This window comes from Pseudaminobacter soli (ex Li et al. 2025), from assembly GCF_003012705.1.
In the GTDB taxonomy this organism is placed as follows: domain Bacteria; phylum Pseudomonadota; class Alphaproteobacteria; order Rhizobiales; family Rhizobiaceae; genus Pseudaminobacter; species Pseudaminobacter soli.
The window spans coordinates 96,258-118,295 of record NZ_PXYL01000002.1 but is presented as its reverse complement, the minus strand read 5'-3'; the positions used below and the strand labels follow the sequence as shown (position 1 = coordinate 118,295).

Below are 22,038 nucleotides of genomic sequence, written 5' to 3'. Positions count from 1 at the left end.
AGATGTCAGCCGCAAACAGATTAGCGCAACCAAAGTTCGCTATCATAGAACTTTGTTGACTTATAACGAAAATAATGGGAACCGTGAGCCAGCCCGAGACGGTCGGGCCGAAGGTTTTTGCCAGGGGAGGAAACCAGTGGCTTCCGGAATCAGAATTTCTTCTATCGCGCTCGCCGCATTCGCTGCCGCCGCAGCAGCTGTCACGCCGGCAGCCGCCGGCGATGCCAAGCCGAGCTTCGCCGACAAGGGTGAGTTCGTCGTCTGCACGGACGCGACATTCCCGCCGATGGAATTCTTCGAGGTCGCGGGCGACGAGAAGCCTGCCGGCTACGACATCGATCTGGCCGAGGCGCTGTCTTTGCATTGGGGTATCAAGTCGCGGTTCGTCGTGTCGGACTTCACCGGCCTTCTGCCGGGCCTCGAATCGCAGCGCTGCGATGCCGTCATCAGCGGCATCCTGGTGACGCCGGAGCGCACCAAGACCTATGACGCTACGCCCTATCTCAGCACGTCGCTGGTCGTCTTCACCTTGGCCAAGAGCGATCTTGCGGTCAGCGATCCGGCCGATCTGAGCGGCAAGGTGGTGGCTGTCCAGGCCGGCACCCACTACGTCGAAGAACTGGAGAAGATCAACGAGAAGCTGAAGTCGGAAGGCAAGGCCGAGATCAGCATTCAGACCTATCCCAAGCAGACCGACGTCATCCAGCAGGTACTGGTCGGCCGCGCGGCCGCAGCCGTCTCGCAGGATACCGAGCTTGCCTATCGCGATCTTCAGTATCCGGGCCAGCTCAAGACCGTCTATGCGTTCCCGGGACAGGACACGTTCGGCGTCTATCTGCGCCGCAATGGCGATGACAAGACTGCTGTCGCCGATGCCCTCTCCGCGCTTGTGCAAGACGGCACGCTGAAATCCATCACCGAAAATTGGCGTCTGTCGCCAGAGGCGATCACCGCCGGCAAATGACCTCGAAGCGCGGGGTGCCGTGCGGCTGTGGCCGCCGGCGCTCCCGTATGGCGATCTTTGGCGTGACCAGGGTCGCCGCGCATTTCGGTATCGATTCTGAGAGAGTCCGGGCCTGTTGACATGACTTTCGACTTTTCCGCCTTCTGGAGTGCCCTCACCTCCGAGGCATTCTTCCGGGGTGCCTGCATCACCATCGTCCTGTCGCTGCTGTCGCACGGCGTGGGCATTCTGATCTCGATCCCGGTTGCGGTGATCGTCGACCGCGGCAGCGGTTTCGTGCCGGGCGTGCTGAAGAGCCTCGTGGGCATCCTTCGCGGCGCGCCGACGCTCCTGCAGCTGCTGTTCGTGTGGAACGCACTGCCGCAGTTCTTCCCGATCTTCCGCGAGCCCTGGTTCACGCCTTTCCTGGCAGCCTGGATCGCGCTCAGCCTCAACGAGGCGGCCTATCAGGTGGAGATCAACCGCGCGGCGCTGAAGGCCGTCGATCCTGGACAGGAAGCCGCCGGCAAGGCGCTCGGCCTCGGCCGCTTCCAGATCTTCTGGTACATCACGCTGCCGCAAGCCATGCGCGTCGCCATTCCGCCGACAGTGAACGAGTTCATCACGCTGCTCAAGATCACGTCTCTGGCGTCGGTGATCTCGCTTCAGGAGCTGATGAGCACGGCCTCGCGTGGGGTTTCGACCACCTTCCAGTTCTCGGAATATTACGCTGCCGCGCTGATCTACTACCTCATCATGGTCTACGCACTGGTGTTCCTGCAGGGCAAGCTCGAGCGCAAATACAGCTGGGATCGCTCCAAGGCCGAGACCTCGAACGATCCGGGCGTCGTCCAGAAGGCCATGGCGCTTATGCGCCGCGCCTGATGCCGTTCCAGAATAGGGATACCGCCATGAGCGAGATCATTCGGCTTGCCAATGTCGGCAAGAACTATGGGGATTTCCGGGTCCTCCAGAACATCAACCTGTCGATCGCCAAGGGCGAGAAGATCGTCATCTGCGGGCCCTCGGGCTCGGGCAAGTCGACGCTCATCCGCTGCATCAACCACCTCTCGCCGCATGACGTGGGAACCATCCACGTCAACAATGTCGAACTCGACGGCAAGAACAAGAATGTCGGCGCGATCCGCTGCGAGGTCGGCATGGTGTTTCAGAACTTCAACCTGTTTCCGCATCTCACCGTACTGGAAAACTGCCTGCTTGCGCCGATGAAGGTCCGCGGCAAGTCGCGGGCGCAGGCAGAGGAGACGGCGATGCGCTTGCTCGGTCGCGTCCACATTGCCGAGCAGGCGCACAAGATGCCGAGCCAGCTTTCGGGCGGGCAGCAGCAGCGCGTGGCAATCGCCCGCGCCCTGTGCATGGAGCCCGAGGTGATGCTGTTCGACGAGCCGACCTCGGCACTCGACCCTGAAATGGTGGGTGAGGTGCTGGACGTGATGGTCGAGTTGGCGCGCGGCGGCATGACGATGCTGTGCGTGACCCACGAGATGGGCTTCGCCCGCAAGGTCGCCGACCGCATCATCTTCATGGATGCCGGCCAGGTTGTGGAGATCGCAACACCCGACGAGTTCTTTGATGCCCCGAAGACCGACCGGGCGCGCAATTTCCTCTCACAGCTCATGCACTGACGACCGTTCAGCCGCATCACCCCGAAATCTGAAGGACGAGGCCATGCCGACTTGTGCAGGGATGACGATACGTTTGCTCGAAACCTACGGCATCGAGGTGATCTTCGGCATTCCCGGGGTGCACAATGTCGAGCTCTACAGAGGGCTTGAGGGCTCGTCAGTTCGCCACGTCACGCCGCGCCATGAGCAGGGCGCGGGGTTCATGGCCGATGGTTATGCGCGTGCCACCGGCAAGGTCGGTGTCTGTTTCACCGTCAGCGGGCCGGGCCTGACCAATATCCTCACCGCGATGGGACAGGCCTACGCGGACTCGGTTCCTATGCTGGTGATTTCGACGGTCAACCCGCTCGACCAGCTCGGCGCGCCGGTTGGTGCCCTGCATGAGTTGCGGGCGCAGCGGAACCTAGCGGCCGAAGTTTCCGCCTTCAGCCAGACCATCCTGTCGCCAGCCCAGCTTTCCGAGGCGCTTGCGCGTGCCATGGCGGTGTTTTCGAGCGCGCGGCCTCGCCCCGTCTATCTCGAAATCCCTGTCGATGTGCTCACGGCGGCAGCCGACGATGAACAGCCTGTCGTGTCGCCACTGCCGACTCGCCCCTCCCCGGCACCGGCCGCGCTCGATGCCGCCGCAGAGATGTTGCGCAAGGCGCGTACGCCGCTCGTCGTGCTGGGTGGTGGTGCGGTTTCCGCGAGCGCCGAAGCGCGACAACTGATCGAACGTCTCGATGCGCCTGCCATTCTGACAGTGAATGCACGTGGGCTTCTGCCGCCGCATCACCCCTTGCTGGCCGGCGAAAATCTCGGGGCTGCGCCGATGCGCGAGGCGTTGCGCGACGCGGATGTCGTGCTGGCCGTCGGCACGGAACTGGGCGAGACGGAGATGTATCCGGCGCCTGTCGAGCCGGTCGTGTCCGGCAAGCTTATCCGCATCGATATCGACGCCGAACAGCTGACACGCAAGCCATTTGCCCATTTGCCGCTTCTGGGCGATGCAGCTGGCGCGCTTGCCGGGTTTTCCGCGCTCCTGGCGCCGCGCGAGGGCGGTGATGGCGTTCACCGTGCCGCCGCCCTCCGCGCTGCACAAACGGCCGCGCTTCCTGCAAGCATAGCGCCCTATCGCCGTCTCATGGCCGCGCTGGATGAAGCATTGCCCGGCGCTGTCTATGTCGGCGATTCCACGCAGACGGTTTACGCGGCCAACCAGTTCTTCCGGCCGCGGCAGCCCCGCTCTTTCTTCAATGCGAGCACGGGCTACGGAACGCTTGGCTACGGTCTGCCGGCGGCAATCGGCGCGGCCATAGGAGTCGGACCGGCCAGGCCCGTCGTGGCCCTCGGTGGAGACGGCGGGGTTCTCTTTTCGATCGGAGAACTCGCGAGCGCGGTCGAGGCTGAAGTGCCCGTCATCGTGCTGCTCTGGAACAATGGCGGCTATGGCGAAATCCGCGACTACATGACCGGGAGAGGGATCGCCCGGCTCGGCGTCGATCTCAAGGTTCCCGATTTCATCACGATTGCACGCGGTTTCGGCTGCCACGGAGCGCGCATCGAAAGCTTCGATGAACTGCGCGCGGAATTGACGGCCGCTGCGGCGCGCAGGGTGCCGACCATACTCGAGATCAGGGACGACGCGGCCTTTCTCGCTGAGGGGTGACCTCCCGCGAGTGCCGGAAGAGCGTGACGATTTTCATGCCGGCGGGCCGGCGAAGGACAGGCAGAAGGAGCACGAAAGCGATGTCCGAGTTCGATGTTGAAAGCGCCAAAAAAGAAATGGAGCGCTGGTACTGGTGGGGAATCCCGACCTTCTTCCGCTGCCCCTGGCAGGAAGCCCCGGCCGAGAGCGATATCGCCCTGATCGGCGTGCCGCACAGTTCCGGCAACGGCTCGACTGAGCGCGACCAGCATCTCGGCCCTCGCGCGGTCCGCAACGTATCGGCGCTCTATCGCCGCGGGCATGGGCGCTTCAACCTCATCCCGTGGGATGTTTGCCGCATCAACGATGCCGGCGATGTCCCGCTGCCGGAAGCCATGGTCAACGACATCAGCGTCCAGCATATCGAGGCCTTCGCCAAGCGCTTCGACCAGGCCGGAACCCGCCTCGTCTCGATGGGCGGCGACCATGGCATCACCGGCCCGCTGGTCAAGGCCGTCGCAGGCAAACACTCCCGCCTCACCAATGGCGAGAAGGTCGCGCTCGTGCATTTCGACTCGCACACCGACAGCTATAATCACCTGCCGCATTGGCTGGGCAACCGCCGCTCCGCCGCCCACTGGGCGAGCTATCTCGTCGAGGAAGGCCACGTCGACCCGAATCGCTCGACGCAGGTCGGCATCCGTCCGAATGTCGGAACCCCCGGCTCGCGCAATACCAGCGAGGAACTCGGCTATCGCATCATCGGCATGGACGAGTTCGAGCAAATCGGCCCCAAGGGCGTCATCGAGGCTCTGCGCGAGCGCATTGGCGATGCGCCGGTCTACATCACCTTCGACCTAGACTCGCTTGATCCCGCCGACGCCCCAGGCGTATCGAACATCGAACCCGGCTATCCCGGCATCCGGATCGGCGAAGCTGTGCGCATGCTGCAGGGCCTGCGTGGGCTGAACGTGGTCGGCGCCGACGTCGTCTGCCTCATGCCGACCAAGGATAGCCCAAACCAGATCACGGCCATGAACGCCATGGTCGTGATGTTCGAGATGGTTTCGCTGATGGCGGATTACATCGCCAGCCACAAGTAAGACTGCTTCCTTGGCCCCGGGTTCCGGGGCCTACCAAAAAAGATCGAAACCCCTTCGACTTTTGGGGTAACTCGAAACGGAGTTGCCCCTTCCCTGCCTCGGATTCAAGCCGTAGCAGCAGGTCCTCGCGAACCTCCCTTTACGGACCGAGGCGCTTCCCATCCAACCTGGAACGGCGGCATCCCATTGCGCAGGTCGCCTTCGCCGCCATGAAAAGGGTGGCGCAAGACCTTTGCCGGCCGCATGTGACCCAGGTCTATGCGGATCTGGCTGCAGGAAAACTTGGCGCCGGAACCCCGCCTAGAGCATCGCGAGAGAAATGATGGCCGCTCACTGGCCACGCAACTAGCGAAGATGCCTGCCCCATTTTTCTACCCCTGATAACCTGCCTGATCGCTTCTTATATTATCTACGTATGATCAATGGTCTGGCTTGCCGCTGCCCGAAGCGAACTTCGCAGGGCCTCAGAAAGCGCGAGAATTCGCTTCGCAGCGACATATTGGAACTTCAAACGAACAGATTGGAACATTGCAGCCCAAACTCAGTTTCTGACTGTGAGAGTCCAATCCGTTGAGATCACTCGGGTGCAAAATGGCGGCAGAGCAAAATGACATTTTCCGGTTGTTTTCGGAGCGTTACGCGCGAGAAGCCCAAGAAGAGATGAGCTTGCAGCAGTATCTGCTAGCTTGTCGGGATAATCCCGGAATGTACGCCAGCGCGCCTGAGCGGATGATACAGGCTATCGGCAAGCCCGAACTGATCGATACCAGCAAGGACGAGCGGCTCGGTCGCATCTTCATGAACCGGACGATTCGTCACTATCCTACCTTCGCCGATTTCTATGGCATGGAAGACACGATCGAGCGGATCGTCAGCTACTTCCAGTACGCCGCACAGGGCCTGGAGGAAAGAAAGCAGATCCTCTACCTGCTCGGTCCGGTTGGCGGCGGCAAATCCTCCCTCGCCGAACAACTCAAGAAGCTGATGGAAAAGCAGCCGATCTACACCCTCAAGGTCAAAGGTCAGCTCAGCCCCGTCTTCGAATCGCCGTTGGGTCTGTTCGACCCGGATACGATGAGCGACCTGCTCGAAGACAAATACGGCGTCGCGCGCAGGCGGCTGACCGGGCTCATTTCCCCTTGGGCCGTCAAGCGATTGGCCGAGGCCGACGGGGATATCTCCGCCTTCAGCGTTGTCAAAATCATGCCGTCGCGGCTCAAGCAGATCGGCATCGCCAAGACCGAACCGGGCGACGAAAACAACCAGGATGTGTCGTCGCTGGTTGGCAAGGTGGATATCCGGCAACTGGAACACTACAGCCAGTCGGACCCGGACGCCTATTCGTACAGCGGCGGATTGAACAGGACCACGCAAGGGCTGCTTGAATTCGTCGAGATGTTCAAGGCGCCGATCAAGGTGCTGCATCCTCTCCTGACCGCCACGCAGGAGGGCAGCTATAACGGTACCGAGAATTTCGGGGCTTTCCCGTATCAGGGCATCGTCCTTGCGCACTCGAACGAGTCCGAATGGCTGCAATTCAAGCACAACAGGAATAATGAAGCCTTCCTCGATCGCATCCTGGTGATCAAGGTTCCATATTGCCTGCGCTTCTCGGAAGAAAAGATGATCTACGAGAAGCTTCTGCGCGAAAGCGAACTGGCCAGCAATCCATGCGCGCCGGAAGTGCTGGATCTGTTGAGCAAGTTCACCGTTTCCACCCGGCTTCGCGAGCATGAGAACTCCCCGCGCTACACGAAGATGCGCGTCTACAATGGCGAAAACCTGAAGGACGTCGATCCCAAGGCCAAATCGATCCAGGAATATCGCGACGTGGCCGGCGTTGACGAGGGCATGACCGGCGTCAGCACCCGCTTCGCGTTCAAGGTCCTTTCCGAAACTTTCAACTTCGACACGAAGGAGATAGCGGCCGACCCGGTGCATCTCATGTATGTCCTGGAGCAGGCCATCCGGCGCGAGCAGTTTCCTGTGGAGCTCGAAAGCGCGTATCTCGATTTCATCAAGTCCGAGCTGGCGGCGCGCTACGCCGACTTCATTGGCCATGAGATCCAGAAGGCCTATCTGGAATCCTACAGCGAATATGGCCAGAACCTCTTCGACCGCTACATCGCATATGCCGACGCTTGGATCGAGGATCAGGACTACAAGGATCCGGATACGGGTCAGATCCTGAACCGCGAAATCCTCGACAGCGAACTGTCCCAGATCGAGAAGCCGGCGGGCATCTCGAACCCGAAGGATTTCCGCAACGAGGTGGTCAAGTTCGCCCTCCGGGCACGCGCGAAGAACGCCGGGAAGAATCCCGCCTGGACGAGCTATGAAAAGCTGCGGGAAGTCATCGAGAAAAAGATGTTCGGTCAGGTCGAGGATCTTCTTCCGGTCATCAGCTTCGGTTCCAAGCAGGACAGCGCAACGCAAAAGCAGCACGCAGAATTTGTCGAGCGCATGAAAGAGCGCGGCTATACCGAACGCCAGGTCCGCCGGCTCGTTGACTGGTACATGCGCGTCAATAAGGCAGGCTAGCGGCAGATCTGACCGATGTCCCATTTCATTGACCGCCGCCTAAATCCCAAGGACAAGAGCCTGGGAAATCGTCAACGATTTTTGCGCAGGGCAAGGGAGGAACTGCGGCAGGTCTTCAACAAGAGATTGAAATCGACGCCGATAGCGGACGTGGATTCCGATCATGCTGTGACCGTCTCGAGCAGCATCACCGGCGAGCCCAGTTTTCGGCACGCAGCCGCCACAGGGCGCAGAAACATCGTGCTGCCCGGAAACACCATGTATTCCGCGGGCGATCGCATTCCCAAGCACGGGCAGGTGGGCGGCCAAATGGGTCGTCAGGCCGGCGATAGTGCGCCGGACGACGACTTCCAGTTCGTCCTGAACCGCGAGGAGGTTCTCGACCTCTTCTTCGAAGGTCTGGAATTGCCAGACATGGTCAAGTTGCACCTGAAGGAGGTGCTGGCATTCAAGTCCCGCCGATCCGGCTATACCACCACCGGAACGCCGTCCAACATCAATGTCCGGCGCACGATGCGCAACAGCCTTGGCAGGCGAATTGCTCTAAGGCGGCCGTCGAGGGACGAGCTGGACGAAATCTCGCGGCAGATATCGGAGCTGGAAAATCACGAACAGACACCGGCGATCCGCCTCAAGCTTCTGAAGCTTCAGGAGACGCTGCGACGGCTGACGCATCGGCGGAAGCTGGTGGCTTACGTCGATCCGCTCGACATCAGATATAACCGCTTCGAGGCCCGCCCGGTGCCCAATACGGCGGCGGTGATGTTCTGCCTGATGGACGTGTCGGGCTCGATGGGCGAACGCGAGAAGGATCTCGCCAAACGCTTCTTCGTACTGCTGCATCTGTTCCTGAAGCGTAGATACGAGCGCACCGAGATCGTCTTCATCCGGCACACCCACGAAGCGAAAGTGGTCGACGAAGACACGTTCTTCTATAGCATGCAAAGTGGCGGCACGATCGTGTCGTCGGCGCTCGACGAAATGCAGCGCGTGATCGCAGAAAAGTATCCGGTCAACGAGTGGAATATCTATGCCGCGCAAGCGTCGGACGGTGACAACTCACCTTACGATTCCAATCGCTGCCAGGAAATCCTGGAAGGCGGATTGCTCGCGAAGTGCCAGTATTTCGCCTATGTCGAGATCATCGACGCACGCGAGCGCGACATCTTCCGTTCGGCAACGAACGGTACGCCGCTATGGAATTCCTATCGCTCAGTGAGTGAAAAGCTCCCGCGCCTGCAGATGGTGCGCCTGGCGGTTCCGGAAGACATCTACCCGGTATTTCGCCATCTCTTCGCCAAGCACGGCTCCGTTGGATTGGGATAGGAGGACGGCGGAATGCGTGCCGGCAACGACCTACAGCGGCCGCTGTTTCACGGATCGGACTGGAATTTCGACATTCTCCAGAGGGTCTATGACGCAATCAAGCAGATCGCACACGAAGACTTGCATCTTGATACCTACACAAACCAGCTGGAGATCATTTCCGCCGAGCAGATGCTGGACGCATATTCGTCCATCGGCATGCCGCTCATGTATGGGCACTGGTCCTATGGCAAGCGGTTCCTGCAGGAAGAGCAGCTCTACCGCAAGGGCCATATGGGGCTCGCCTATGAGCTGGTGATCAACTCCAACCCATGCATCTGCTATCTCATGGAAGGCAACACGGCGGCCCTCCAGACGCTGGTCATCGCGCACGCCGCCTTTGGGCATAACCACTTCTTCAAGAACAACCAGCTGTTCCGACAGTGGACTGATGCCAGCGCCATCCTGACCTATCTCGACTTTGCTAAAAACTACGTGCGGCAATGCGAGGAGCGGCATGGCGTTGCTGCCGTCGAGCGCGTGCTTGATGCCGCTCATGCTTTGATGGACCAGGGGGTTTTTCGCTATCGGCGGCCCGGACGTCTATCTGCCGAGCAGGAAAAGGCTCGCGAGCGCGAGAGAGTTGCGCATGCAGAGCGGACGTTCAACGACCTCTGGCGCACATTGCCGTCCTTTGCCTTCAAGACTGCTCCAAGCGAGGCCACCGCCGGCCAGTCCACAGAAGAAGAGAACATCCTCTACTTCATCGAAAAGAACAGCCCCATTTTGGAGCCATGGCAGAGAGAAATCGTACGGATAGTCCGCTTCCTTGCCCAATACTTCTACCCCCAGCGGCAGACGAAGATGATGAACGAAGGTTGCGCGACCTTCGTTCATTACACGATCACGAACCTGATGTTCGAGCGGGGGCTGATTGAAGAAGGCCATATGCTGGAGATCATCCAGAACCACTCCGAAGTTATCTTCCAGCCGGGCTTCAATGATTTGCGATACGGTGGACTGAACCCGTATGCGCTTGGCTTTGAGATGATGCGGGACATCCAGAGAATATGCACGGAACCCACCGCGGAAGACCGCGACTGGTTTCCCGAAATTGCGGGCAAGGGGGCGTGGCTGGATGTCCTGCTCGATGCCTGGGCAAGTCATCGAGACGAATCCTTCATCCGCCAATTCCTGAGCCCGAAGCTGATCCGCAAGATGCGCCTGTTTGCCCTGGTCGACGACGCAAGCGACAGCTACGTGGAAGTGACGGCAATCCACGATGATCGGGGATATGAATCGGTGCGGTCGGCGCTGGCCGACAGCTATGACATCACGACCCACCAGCCCGATATCCAGGTGATCGGGGCCGACCTGGCCGGCGACCGCTGCCTCCGGCTCAGGCATAAGATCCGTAATGGCGTGATGCTGCAGGAAGAGAGCCGGGACGCAACGCTGCGCCACCTCGCTACGTTATGGGGCTATGAGGTCCGGCTCATCGGCGTGGACGGGCAAAGCGGCCAGACCGTGTATGAGCGGTCCACGAAGGCCGTTGCCGAGAAAAGCTAGCCAGGCTTTGTCCGCGTGAGCGATTTGAGGTTCGTTTGCTGCGACCCGGAAGAAAATCCGGGTCGCTTTGTCGATGAGGCAAGATTGTCTCGCAAAGGCGAGCCCCAGCCTCAGAACGGCGATTCAGGGAAGTAAAAGTCCTTGGCGTTGTCTTTCGTGACCAAGGTGGCGTCCAGGATGAAGCTGCCGCGCACTGGCACCTGGTCGTAGAAGTTGGCGGCGGTCAGCTGCAGCGCCGTGCCGATCATTGCCGGCGGATAGAGCACGTCGACCGGGATCAGCTTGTCGCCGTCCATGACCTTCTTGATCATGTCCTTGGAGCCGGCGCCGGCGACGACATACTGAATGTCGGTGCGCTTGGCCTGCTCGATGGCCTGAAGCACGCCGACGGCCATGTCGTCATCCTGACACCACACCACGTCGATCTTGGGGTACTTGGTCAGGTAGTCTTGCATCACCTTGAAGGCGTCGTCGCGGTTCCAATTGCCGAACTGCTTCTCAAGCACCTTCACATTGGAGCCGGCAATCGCCTGGTCGAAGCCGTCCTGGCGCTGCTGGTCGATAGGGATCGGCAGGCCGCGGATGACCACGACCTGGGCGTCTGGCGATTTCTCCTTGATGTACTGACCGGCCACCGCACCGAGCGCGGGGTTGTTGCCGGCGACGTAGAGATCACGGACCGAATTGTCGTTGCTGCTCGGTGCCCGGTCCACCAGCGTGACGAACGCACCCTTGTCCTTGACCTCCTTGATGGCGTTCACCAGCGGGTCAGGATCCGAGGGCAGGATGACGAGCGCGTCGATGCCCTGCACCGCAAGGTCCTGCACCGCGTTCGCCTGCGTTGCGGCGTCCGGCGAGGTCTTCACGATGACGTTGAGGCCGGGATGCTCGGCCATCAAGAGCTTGGCGACACGCTCGGCATGGAACACGATGCCAGCCGTCCAGCCATGGTCGGCAGCGGGGATCGAGACGCCGATGGTCACCTTCTTGTCCTCGGCGTGGGACACGCTCATCAAGGCTGCCATGGCAACGGCAGCTAAGCCCAGTAGTCGTTTACGCATGCTCTCCTCCAACATTGAACAGGGGCTGATTGACAAAGGCCGGGTGCCCCAAAGGCCCGGCCCGGTTGGTTATCTCCTTGCCAGCGATCTTTGGACCAGCATGGCGACGATGATGATCGCCCCCTGGATCGCGCCGATGAGGTATTCGCTGACGAAATTCGACAGCAGCATGATGTTGCCCACGATCTCCAGGATGAAGGCGCCGCAGACCGTGCCCCAGATGCGGCCCACCCCGCCGCGAAGGGCCGTGCCGCCGATGACGACTGCGGTGATGGCCTGCAGTTCCCACATCAGACCGGTAGTGGCCGAAGTCGAGCCCAGGCGCGGGATGTAGAGCAGGCAGGTGACGGCCACGCACAGGCCCTGGATGACATAGGCCAGCGTGCGCACGCGGCTGACCGGAATGCCGGAATAGCGAGCGACGTCCTCGTTGGAGCCGACGGCGAGCACATGGCGGCCATAGCGCGTGCGGTAGAGCACGAAGGCGCCAAGCGCGGCCGTCGCCACGATGACGATGATCGGCACCGGCACGCCGAGCACCGAGCCGAAATAGGCAGGGCGGTAGAGTGACTGGATGTCCGGCGACCGCAGCGTTATAGCGCCGCCCTGCGACAGCCATGTTGTGAGGCCGCGATAGATGCCCATCGTGCCCAGCGTGGCAATGAAGGGCTCGATTCTGCCGAGCGTGGTGATGAGGCCGTTTGCCAGCCCGCAGGCCGCGCCGATCAGGATAGCTACCACGACAGCCGCCGCCAGCATGGCGCCGGGACCGGCAAAGGCGCCGCTGTTGAGGAACATGATCGTCAGGCTGGCGACGAAGGCAACCATGGAGCCGACCGACAGGTCGAGCCCGCCGGACGAAATCACGAAGGTGGCGCCGACCGCTATGATGGCGATGAAGGCGCTGCGCGTCAGCACATTGAGCAGGTTGTCGATCGAGATGAAGTTCGGGTTGGCGAAGGCGCCGAGCACCAGAAGCAGCGCCAGCGCCACGAAGGGAGCCACAGCCGCCAGGTCGATGTTGCGCCAGGAAATGCGCGCACTTGGTTTGTTTGCTGCGAGATCGGTCATTGTAAATCCGCTAAGCGGCCTCTTCGGATTTGACGCCGGTGGCCAGGACGACGATCCGGTCTTCGGTCATTTCGTTGCCGGCAACTTCGCCGGCGATGTGCGCCGAGCGCATCACAACAATGCGATCGCATATGCCGATGAGTTCCTGCATCTCGGACGAGACGACGATGATCGAGCGCCCTTCGCTGGCGAGCTTGGCGATGAACTTGTAGATCTGTTCCTTGGTGCCGATGTCGATGCCTCTGGTCGGCTCGTCGATGATGATGATCGACGGATCGAGCAACATCATCTTGGCCAGCAGAAGCTTCTGCTGGTTGCCGCCGGAAAGCTGGCCGGCAAGCATGTCCTTGCGGCGGGCGCGGATGTCGAAGTCGGCGATTGCCTTGTCCAGCGCGGCCGTTTCCTTGCCCTTGTCGATCAAAAGGCCGCGCACAAAGCGGCCAAGAGACGCGAGCGTCAGATTGGTGCGCAGATCCTTGGCGAGCAGCAGGCCCTTCCCCTTGCGATCCTCGCTGAGATAGACGATGCCTGCCTTCAGGCTGGCGTCGACATTTGGAAAGTGCACCGGCGTGCCGTTCAGCCGGATGGTGCCGCGGCCATGACGCAGGCCGACAATACCTTCCATTAGTTCCGTGCGGCCGGCGCCCACAAGGCCCGCAAAGCCAAGGATTTCGCCCCTGCCGAGCTTGAACGAGGCATGCTGCGCAAAGCCTGGGACGGAAAAATCCTCGACCTCGAGAACCGTCTGGCGAGCCGCTGCGGTCTGGTGATCCGGGTAGAGCTTGGCGACATCGCGCCCCACCATGAGCATGGCCATGTCGACAGGCTGCAATTCGGCCGCCTGCCGGGAGGCGACGAGCCTGCCATCACGCAGCACGGTAACCCTATCGGCAATCTGCTTCACCTCCTGCAGCCGGTGCGAGATGTAAAGTACGGCCGTGCCCTTGGTGCGGATCTCGGCGATGACTTTCAGCAGCGCTTCGGCCTCGACCGGGGTGAGCGAGGCGGTGGGTTCGTCGAAGATGACCACCCGATGCGGCACCAGCAGCACCCGCGCAATCTGGACAAGCTGGCGCTGCGCGATCGAAAGGCGTCCCACCACGACCGTCGGGTCGATCTCGGCGCCGAGATCTCGCACGGCGCGGCGCGCACCCTCATTCATAAGGCGGTCATCGACGGTGAGGCCATTGCCGACTTCGCGTCCCAGATAGACGTTTTGCGCCACGGTGAGGTCAGGCGCCAGCAGGATTTCCTGATGGACCAGAACGATGCCGCGTCGCTCAGCCTCGACCGGATCGGCGAGCGTCACGGTCTCGCCGTCGATGTGCAATTCGCCACGGCTCGGCTGCAAATGGCCGGCCAGCAGCTTCATGAGCGTGGATTTGCCCGCGCCGTTCTCGCCGATGATGGCGTGCACCTCCCCTGCCCTGACTTCCAGGCTGATGTCCTTCAGCACCTCGACCGGGCCGAAGGACTTCGACAGCCCGACCGCCTGAAGCACAGGCGCGTCCGACTTACTCGGCCCGGTCGGAGGATGGCTGGCGGCCGCGTTCATCCGACCCTGGTCCACACGTTGCCAGCCCTCGAAGACGCGACGGCGGCTTCGATGAAGCGCATCCCGGCCAGGCCGTCCTCAACCGTTGGGTAGATCACTTCGGCGTCGGGCTTGGTTCCCATGTTCGCTGCCCGGATGGCGCGAGCCGCTTCGGCGTAGATGGTCGCAAAGCCTTCCAGATAGCCTTCCGGGTGACCGCCCGGCACGCGGCTGACACGCTGGGCATGAGGCCATGCCCCGGCCCCGGCGCGCGTCAGCAACTGCTTGGGCTCGCCGAAACGGGTGAACCAGAGATAGTTCGGGTCGGCCTGCGTCCATTCCAGCCCTCCCTTGGTGCCGTAAACGCGCAGCTTAAGCCCGTTCTCGTTGCCGACAGCCACCTGGCTCGCCCAGAGCATGCCGCGCGCGCCGCCCTTGTAGCGCAGCAATATCTGCACATCGTCATCCAGCAGTCGGCCGGGGACGAAGGTGGTGAGCTGAGCCAGCAGTTCTTGCGTCTCCAACCCGGTGACGAAGGCAGCGAGGTTGTAGGCATGCGTGCCGATGTCGCCGATCGAGCCGCCGGCGCCGGAGCGCTTGGGATCGGTGCGCCATTCGGCCTGCTTCGAGCCAGACAGCTCGGCGCGCTCGGTCAGCCAGTCCTGCGGATATTCGGCCTTCACCAGGCGGATGTCGCCCAATTCGCCTGCCTCCACCATGGCGCGCGCCTGACGGATCATCGGATAGCCGGTGTAATTGTGGGTGAGCACGAACACCTTGCCGGTCTTTTTCACCAGCTCGACGAGTTCCTCCGCTTCTGCCGCGGTGGTCGTCATGGGCTTATCGCAGATGACGTGGATGCCGGCATTGAGAAACACCTTGGCGGCGGGCGCGTGCACATTATTGGGCGTGACGATCGCAACCGCCTCGATGCCGTCCGGCCGCGCGGCCTCGGTCCTGGCCATTTCCTCGAAGGACCCGTAGGCACGATCCGGCGCAATGCCGATTTCGGCTGCCGAAGCCTTCGCACGTTCCGGGTCTGACGAGAGAGCGCCCGCCACCAGTTCGAATTGGTCGTCGATGCGCGCGGCAATGCGGTGCACGCCGCCGATGAAGGCCCCCTGCCCGCCGCCCACCATGCCGAGCCTGATGCGGCTGCCTTGCGTTTCCTGCTTGCCTGCCTCGATGGTCATAAATGCCTCCTATGCCAGCCCGAGCATCTTGCGGTTGGCGGCGTCATCGGTGCCCGCGCCGGCAAAGTCGTCGAAGGCGTGTTCGGTAACGCGGATGATGTGATGCTTGATGAACTCTGCGCCCTCGCGCGCGCCATCCTCCGGGTGCTTGAGCGCGCATTCCCATTCCAGCACCGCCCAGCTGTCGAAGTCATAGGCCGTGAGCTTGGAGAAGATGCCGCCGAAATCCACCTGCCCGTCGCCCAGCGAGCGGAAGCGGCCGGCGCGGTTCACCCAGCTTTGGAAGCCGCCATAGACGCCCTGCCGGCCGGTCGGATTGAACTCGGCGTCCTTGACGTGGAAGGCCTTGATGCGCTCGTGGTAGATGTCGATGTATTCGAGATAGTCGAGCTGCTGTAGCACGAAGTGCGAGGGATCGTAGAGCAGGTTGGCGCGGGCGTGGTTCTTCACGCGCTCGAGGAACATCTCGTAGCTGACGCCGTCATGCAGATCCTCGCCAGGATGGATCTCGTAGCAAATGTCGACCCCGTGCTGGTCGGCATAGTCGAGCAGCGGGGTCCAGCGCCTGGCCAGCTCGTCAAAGGCCATTTCCACCAGACCTGCCGGCCGCTGCGGCCAGGGATAGACATAAGGCCAGGCGAGCGCGCCCGAGAAGGTGGCGTGCGCCTTTAGGCCCAGATGCTTCGAGGCGCGGATGGCGCGCTTGACCTGATCGATCGCCCAGTCGGTGCGGGCAGCCGGATTGCCGCGCACTTCCGGCGCCGCAAAGCCGTCGAACGCAGCGTCATAGGCAGGATGCACCGCAACGAGCTGGCCTTGCAGGTGCGTGGAAAGCTCGGTGATCTCCAGCCCATGGCCGGCGGCCACCCCTTTCACCTCGTCGGCATAGGTCTTGGAATCGGACGCTTTCTTCAGGTCGAACAGGCGTGCGTCCCAGGTGGGGATCTGCACGCCCTTGTAGCCAAGTGACGCCGCCCACTCGCAGATGGAATCGAATGAATTGAATGGCGCTGCGTCTCCGGCGAACTGTGCCAGGAAGATGGCTGGTCCCTTGATGGTCTTCATGTGACTTCCTCCCAATTTCGTGCCGCCCTTGCCTGCGGCAGCGCTTGCGTGCAGCGCTCCTACACGTAGCGATTGACAATGTTTTCGAGATACTCCTGCTTGCCGGACTTGGGCTGCGGCTCGATCTTCTCCCTGACCACGCGCGCAGCGATGTCCTCAAGCGTGCGCTTGCCCGAGAGCATCGCCTCGGCCTCGGCCGTCTGCCAGCCGGCGTAGCGCGCTTCGAGCGGCGCCGACAGCGCCTTGTCCTCGATCATCTTCGCCGCCGCCTTCAGCCCCCGCGCGCAGCAGTCCATGCCGCCGATATGAGCGATCAGCAGATCTTCCGGATCGAGCGACTGCCGGCGCAGCTTGGCGTCGAAATTGGTGCCGCCGGTCTTGAAGCCGCCACTCAGAAGGATCTGGTAATAGGCCAGCGCCATTTCCGGCACGTTGTTGGGGAACTGGTCGGTGTCCCAACCCGACTGGTAGTCGTTGCGGTTCATGTCGATCGAGCCGAAGATGCCCAACGCATTGGCCAGCGCCAGTTCGTGCTCGAAGGAATGGCCGGCCAGGATGGCATGGCCCTGCTCGATATTGACCTTCACCTCGTTCTCGAGGCCATAGCGCTTGAGGAAGCCATAGACCGTGCCGACGTCGAAGTCGTACTGGTGCTTGGTCGGCTCCTGCGGCTTCGGCTCGATCAGGATCGTGCCCTTGAAACCGATCCGGTGCTTGTAGTCGACCACCATCGACAGGAAGCGACCCATCTGGTCGAGCTCGCGGCCCATGTCGGTGTTGAGCAGCGTCTCATAGCCTTCGCGGCCGCCCCACAACACATAGTTCTCGCCGCCGAGCCGCTTGGTGACGTCGATGCACTGCTTCACCGTCGCGGCCGCATAGGCAAAGACATCCGGATCCGGGTTGGTCGCCGCGCCCGCCATGTAGCGGCGGTTGGAAAATAGGTTAGCGGTGCCCCACAGGAGCTTGACGCCGGTCGCGCTCATCTTCCCGGCGAAATAGTCTGCGATTTCGTCGAGCCGCGCCGCGCTCTCGGCAAAGGTGTCGCCCTCGGGGCGCACGTCGGCGTCATGGAAGCAGAAATAGGGAACGCCAAGCAGCGAGAACATCTCGAAGGCGACGTCGGCCTTCCGCTTGGCCAGCTCCATCGTGTCGCCGAACCACGGCCGCTCGAAGGTCTGACCACCGAACGGATCGCCGCCCGGCCAGGTGAAGGAATGCCAGTAGGCGACGGCAAAGCGCAGATGGTCTTCCATGCGCTTGCCGAGCACGAGTTCGTCAGGGTTGTAGAAGCGGTAAGCCAGCGGGTTGGTGCTGTCTGGACCTTCATATCGGACCGATTTGATGTCCCCGAAAAAGCCAGTGCTCATGACAAAACTCCACGAATGCTTTGCAGATTTGCATATTTTGCATCGAGCCGGGAGTAATTCCGGCCAGACGACCGATGATCACAGGTCATGGCAGATTATCCCGAATGTAGATTTCTATGCGGATGATTTCTTGCTTGGCGATGACTTGCGTCTCGTCAATGCTTGCCTTGAGAAGGCGAATGGCGCTGCGCACCTCATGACCGGCATCCTGGTTGATGACGGCATCGAACACGCCTTCGCGCAGCGCCCGCTTCGAATGTTCGGTCAACTCGTGGGCGACGACGGCGATCGAGCCGTATTCCGGCTTGGAAGTGAGCACGTCGATGACGCCGCGATTACCGGCGCCGATGCTGTAGAGGCCGACGATGCCAGGTTCCCGTCCCAGAAAGTCCGCAAGCACCGAGCGCGTCACCATCGCGTCGTCGCGCCCCTCCTGCACGGTCAGGCAGTCGAGTTCGGGGAACTCGGCCGAGATGACCTGCTCGAACCCGATGCGGCGCTCAACATGGTCGCGCACCAGCATCGATCCTGCCAGCAGGGCGATTTTCCCCGGCTTGTGCCCGACGAAACGCCCCATGAGGCTCGCTGCCGTGCGCCCCGCGGCGACGTTGTCGATGCCGACATAATGGTCGCGATGCGCGGCCGAGACGTCGGAGACGAGCGTCACGACTGGGATGTTTGCCTGCCGCAGCCGCGCCAACGCCCCTTGCACTCGATGCGATTCCGTGGCGACCAGAGCAACGCCCGAGATCTGAGTCAGATCAAGGCCGTCGAGCACATTCGCAAGCGCGTCGCTGTCGAAGGCCCTGACCTTGAGAATGTCGAGATTGATGCGTTCGAGGGCCGAATAGAGCTTGGCCTGCCCAAGCTCGCTCTCCAGCCCGAGCATGAAGCTGTTCGGCCCTTCGGGGATGATGAAGACCAGATTGTAGACGCGCTGCTTGGCGAGATTGGCCGCAGATATGTCGCGCACATAGCCGAGTTTGGCGATCGCCTCGTTGACGCGCGTGACGGTTTTTGCGCGCACCCCGGGGCGCCTGTTCAGCACCCGGTCGACGGTTGCCAAACTTACCCCCGCCTCTTCAGCGACATGATGAACTGTTGGACGCATGCGCCCCTCCCGTGCAAGCGTCCTAGCAAGGTTACTGAGGTACGTAAAGCAATTTTTGAGGTACGTAACGCAGCGGCGACCTGCGCCGACTTTTTCAAGCGTCTCACGTTCCTGAAAAGCAAAAAACCCGGCGGTTGCCCGCCGGGTTTCCTCAATTCGACCGTTGGCCGTTTAGAACGAGCGCTGGAAGCGAACCATGCCACCGAAGCCGTCGCTGATCTTGACCTTGTCGTCGGTATGATACGAGGTCCAGGCGATTTCCGGCGTGATCTTGAACCCCGGAACGATGGTGTAGGCGATGTTGGCGACCACCGCGAGGTCCCTGTTCTCAGCATAAGAGACCTGCGCGTTGAACGAGGTCTGCTTGTTGAACTTGACGGTGCCACCGCCCCAGACGGCCCAATTGCCACCCCAGCCCTTGTAGAAGTAGCGGCTGGCGTTCTTGTCGGTGCCATAGCCGCCCATCACCCACAGGGAGACCGTGTCGGAGGCGTTGACATCCAGGCGAACCTTGCCGGCCCACTCTTCGTAGTTCGAGTCGTAGCCGACGACGCCCGAGATGCCGCCCCAGGCCTGCGTGTAGGCAGCGCCGGCAACCACATGCGGAACGTAGGAGTCGATCGTGTTCGCGAACGAGCCCGCTTCAAGGCCGACGGCGGCCGAGAAACCGTTTCCGCTCTTGTAGGTGTAAACGATCTGCTGGGTGTCGTACTTGCCAGCAGCATACGGGATCAGATCGTCTTCAATGACGGCACCGGCATAACCGGTGAACGAGGCGAACAGCGAGTCGGTCTTACCGATGCGGAAGCCACCCAGTTCGAGGAAGGCATGGTTGATGCCCATGTTCGAAGCCGTATCGGTGAGACCGCCAGCACCAACGACTGTGTTCCAGTCGAAGTTGATGTGCATGTAGCCGCGCAGGGTGCCGAGTTCGGTTTCCGAACGGGCATCGAGCTGCATGGCTGCACGAGCACGGTTAAAGTAGGTGTCGTTGGTCTTCACCGCACGACGGGTAGGCTCTGGGTTGCCAGCGGCGATATAGTCATCCTTCGTTGAACCCGGATTGGCAACCTGATAGTCCTTCAGGCCTGCATCCCAGGTCGCCCGCGCATCGGCCAGTTCCTGGTTGGCACGAACCAGATCAAGCTTGTCGGTGACGTTGTTCAGACCGCCGTAACCGCCCTTGCCGGTGCGGAGGTCATAACGGATGTAGCCGCCGACCTTGAGGCAGGTTTCGGTGCCCGGGATGTAGTAGAAGCCGGCGCCGTAGACGTCGCAGATGCGGACGTATTCGACGGGCTCGGGTTCGGCGACGACGACGGCGTCGGCAGCGCGTGCACCCGAAACTGCGGCGAGAGCCGCAGCGGAGCCAAGAAGAAGGCTCTTGATGTTCATTTTCTGACCTCCAGTCAAAAGTTGGTATGCGAGTCTGGGTTCTTTTTTCTGAAGGACAGCGCTTCCCTGCCCTGTCTCCAATGCCCATCCCCGGGCACCCCTCTAGCCACGCCAGATGACAGTCGCGTCTCGGCTCGGTGACAGCTGGATGACAGCCAAATGACGTGCGGCACTGATGTAAATTAGTGACAGTTGGCTCTTGATGGGGCGCGCGAGGCTTGCGATTACGCTGCTGACTCGTCGGCTAAGAGCTTATAATACTTGGTAAAATTGAGCCGGCGAAGATGGAGGCGGCCGCAACACGGAAAATTAAGCCCCGTGCTATAGACATTCCTAAAATGGGGAAGGGGGGCGTGCGAGACTCCTGCTTGGGTCTCGTCGTAGACGAAGATGGGAGAAATCCGGGCCCTGCGGCAAGCGGACATATCGGCTGTCGCCGAACTGTTCCAGCGTATCCTGCGCAAGACGCGCCGGCCCGCCACCCATGCCCTTGAAGCCTATCTGACCGGACTCTTTATCGAGGCGCCGGACCATGATCCCGAGATCGGCTCCCTTGTCCATGTCCACAATGACGGCCGGGTGACCGGCTTCATCGGCGTCATGCCCCTGCCGATGGCGGTGGAGGAGCGAACCGTGCGCGCGGCCGTCTGCGGGTCGCTGATGGTCGACAACCACACCGACGATCCGTTTGCGGGCGCACGGCTGATGCGCGCCTTTCTTTCCGGCTCGCAAGACATCACGCTGACCGAAACCGCCAATGACATCTCAACCGCCATGTGGCGCAAGCTACGTGCTACCGTGCTGCCCGACTACAGCCTCGAATGGCTACGCGTCATTCGGCCGGCCGGTTTTGTCGCGGAGATGGCGGCGAATGCTGTCGGCGCGGCCAGACTCTTGTCGCCGCTTGCCAGGCCAATCGATTCGCTGATTCGGCGCGGTGCGCCAGGGCCGCGCTTGTCGTGTCTTGCCGCCGCGGTGCCCGAGGGAACTTTTCCAAGCGCCGAGGTCGACGACGAGACCACGGCTGCCCTCCTGACGAAATGGACCGAAGCCTATGCTGTCCGGCCGCTTTGGCAGCCGGAAAACCTTCGGCGGATCGTGGCAGAAGCCTCCAGCAAGGCCCTCTATGGCGAGATGGTGCGACGGGTGGTGACGACACGCGACGGACGTCCGCTTGGCCTCTTTCTTTATCATGGCGACCCTGGCCGCATCGGCCGCGTGTTTCAGATACTCGCCGCGCCGGGTCGTATCGGCGAGGTTATCGACAGCATGCTTGCCCATGCCAACGAGCGGGGCATGGTGGCGCTGCGTGGGCGCACCCAGCCTGTCCTGCTCGAAGCCCTGCTCGGCCGGCGTTTCGTCTTTCTTCATGCTTCGTCCAGCATCGTGCATACGCGCGACCCGACGCTCCTGGAGCCGTTTCTGGCCGGCAAGGCCTTTTTTAACGGTTTTGCGGGCGAATCATGGTCACGCTTGATCGGAGACCGGTTTGACTGACGGCCCC

Annotated in this window: 17 protein-coding genes; 9 read left to right on the top strand and 8 right to left on the bottom strand. The window is 61.6% G+C overall.

Going from position 1 to position 22,038, the window contains the following annotated elements; all coding sequences use genetic code 11:
- Positions 1-136 precede the first annotated feature (136 nt).
- The 8 genes from C7I85_RS04150 to C7I85_RS04115 all read left to right on the top strand — a co-directional run bounded on the left by C7I85_RS04150 (position 137) and on the right by C7I85_RS04115 (position 10,734).
- Positions 137-964 carry an ABC transporter substrate-binding protein gene (locus tag C7I85_RS04150; protein WP_210203019.1) on the top strand — a complete coding sequence of 276 codons (828 nt, stop codon included), beginning with the start codon at positions 137-139 and terminating at the stop codon, positions 962-964.
- Between the two features lie 120 nt (positions 965-1,084).
- Complete coding sequence (locus C7I85_RS04145; RefSeq protein ID WP_106722693.1) at positions 1,085-1,828, top strand: amino acid ABC transporter permease; 744 nt, start codon at positions 1,085-1,087, stop codon at positions 1,826-1,828.
- 26 nt (positions 1,829-1,854) lie between these two features.
- Complete coding sequence (locus C7I85_RS04140; RefSeq protein WP_106722692.1) at positions 1,855-2,589, top strand: amino acid ABC transporter ATP-binding protein; 735 nt, start codon at positions 1,855-1,857, stop codon at positions 2,587-2,589.
- A gap of 43 nt (positions 2,590-2,632) precedes the next feature.
- Positions 2,633-4,237, top strand: coding sequence for a 5-guanidino-2-oxopentanoate decarboxylase (locus C7I85_RS04135; RefSeq protein WP_106722691.1), 1,605 nt, complete (start codon positions 2,633-2,635; stop codon positions 4,235-4,237).
- Positions 4,238-4,317: 80 nt separating this feature from the next.
- On the top strand, positions 4,318-5,319 hold the full coding sequence (locus tag C7I85_RS04130; RefSeq protein ID WP_106722690.1) for an arginase family protein: 1,002 nt from the start codon (positions 4,318-4,320) through the stop codon (positions 5,317-5,319).
- A gap of 591 nt (positions 5,320-5,910) precedes the next feature.
- Positions 5,911-7,860 carry a PrkA family serine protein kinase gene (locus C7I85_RS04125; protein ID WP_106722689.1) on the top strand — a complete coding sequence of 650 codons (1,950 nt, stop codon included), beginning with the start codon at positions 5,911-5,913 and terminating at the stop codon, positions 7,858-7,860.
- A gap of 15 nt (positions 7,861-7,875) precedes the next feature.
- On the top strand, positions 7,876-9,186 hold the full coding sequence (locus tag C7I85_RS04120) for a YeaH/YhbH family protein (protein ID WP_106722688.1): 1,311 nt from the start codon (positions 7,876-7,878) through the stop codon (positions 9,184-9,186).
- 12 nt (positions 9,187-9,198) lie between these two features.
- The gene (locus C7I85_RS04115) at positions 9,199-10,734 is read left to right on the top strand and encodes a SpoVR family protein (RefSeq protein ID WP_106722687.1); all 1,536 of its coding nucleotides are present in this window, start codon (positions 9,199-9,201) and stop codon (positions 10,732-10,734) included.
- A gap of 110 nt (positions 10,735-10,844) precedes the next feature.
- Here C7I85_RS04115 and C7I85_RS04110 read toward each other — a convergent pair whose 3' ends face one another.
- The 8 genes from C7I85_RS04110 to C7I85_RS04075 all read right to left on the bottom strand — a co-directional run bounded on the left by C7I85_RS04110 (position 10,845) and on the right by C7I85_RS04075 (position 20,534).
- The gene (locus C7I85_RS04110; protein WP_106722686.1) at positions 10,845-11,795 is read right to left on the bottom strand and encodes a substrate-binding domain-containing protein; all 951 of its coding nucleotides are present in this window, start codon (positions 11,793-11,795) and stop codon (positions 10,845-10,847) included.
- A gap of 69 nt (positions 11,796-11,864) precedes the next feature.
- A complete protein-coding gene (locus tag C7I85_RS04105) occupies positions 11,865-12,866 on the bottom strand; it encodes an ABC transporter permease (RefSeq protein WP_106722685.1) in 1,002 nt (333 codons plus the stop codon).
- 10 nt (positions 12,867-12,876) lie between these two features.
- Positions 12,877-14,421, bottom strand: a complete 1,545-nt coding sequence (locus C7I85_RS04100; RefSeq protein ID WP_106722684.1) for a sugar ABC transporter ATP-binding protein — start codon at positions 14,419-14,421, stop codon at positions 12,877-12,879.
- Positions 14,418-15,593, bottom strand: a complete 1,176-nt coding sequence (locus C7I85_RS04095; RefSeq protein ID WP_106722683.1) for a Gfo/Idh/MocA family protein — start codon at positions 15,591-15,593, stop codon at positions 14,418-14,420. Before C7I85_RS04095 ends, C7I85_RS04100 begins: the two co-directional genes overlap by 4 nt.
- Before the next feature lie 9 nt (positions 15,594-15,602).
- Positions 15,603-16,658, bottom strand: a complete 1,056-nt coding sequence (locus C7I85_RS04090; protein WP_106722682.1) for a sugar phosphate isomerase/epimerase family protein — start codon at positions 16,656-16,658, stop codon at positions 15,603-15,605.
- A 59-nt stretch (positions 16,659-16,717) separates the two neighbouring features.
- Positions 16,718-18,028 (bottom strand): xylose isomerase, encoded by a 1,311-nt coding sequence (gene xylA / locus C7I85_RS04085; RefSeq protein WP_106722681.1) that lies wholly within the window; start codon positions 18,026-18,028, stop codon positions 16,718-16,720.
- A gap of 85 nt (positions 18,029-18,113) precedes the next feature.
- Positions 18,114-19,139, bottom strand: a complete 1,026-nt coding sequence (locus tag C7I85_RS04080; protein WP_106722680.1) for a LacI family DNA-binding transcriptional regulator — start codon at positions 19,137-19,139, stop codon at positions 18,114-18,116.
- A gap of 171 nt (positions 19,140-19,310) precedes the next feature.
- Positions 19,311-20,534, bottom strand: a complete 1,224-nt coding sequence (locus C7I85_RS04075) for a porin (RefSeq protein ID WP_106722679.1) — start codon at positions 20,532-20,534, stop codon at positions 19,311-19,313.
- 390 nt (positions 20,535-20,924) lie between these two features.
- On the opposite strand from C7I85_RS04075, the gene C7I85_RS04070 reads away from it, so the two are divergent.
- Complete coding sequence (locus C7I85_RS04070; protein WP_245444798.1) at positions 20,925-22,031, top strand: hypothetical protein; 1,107 nt, start codon at positions 20,925-20,927, stop codon at positions 22,029-22,031.
- Positions 22,032-22,038 lie beyond the last annotated feature (7 nt).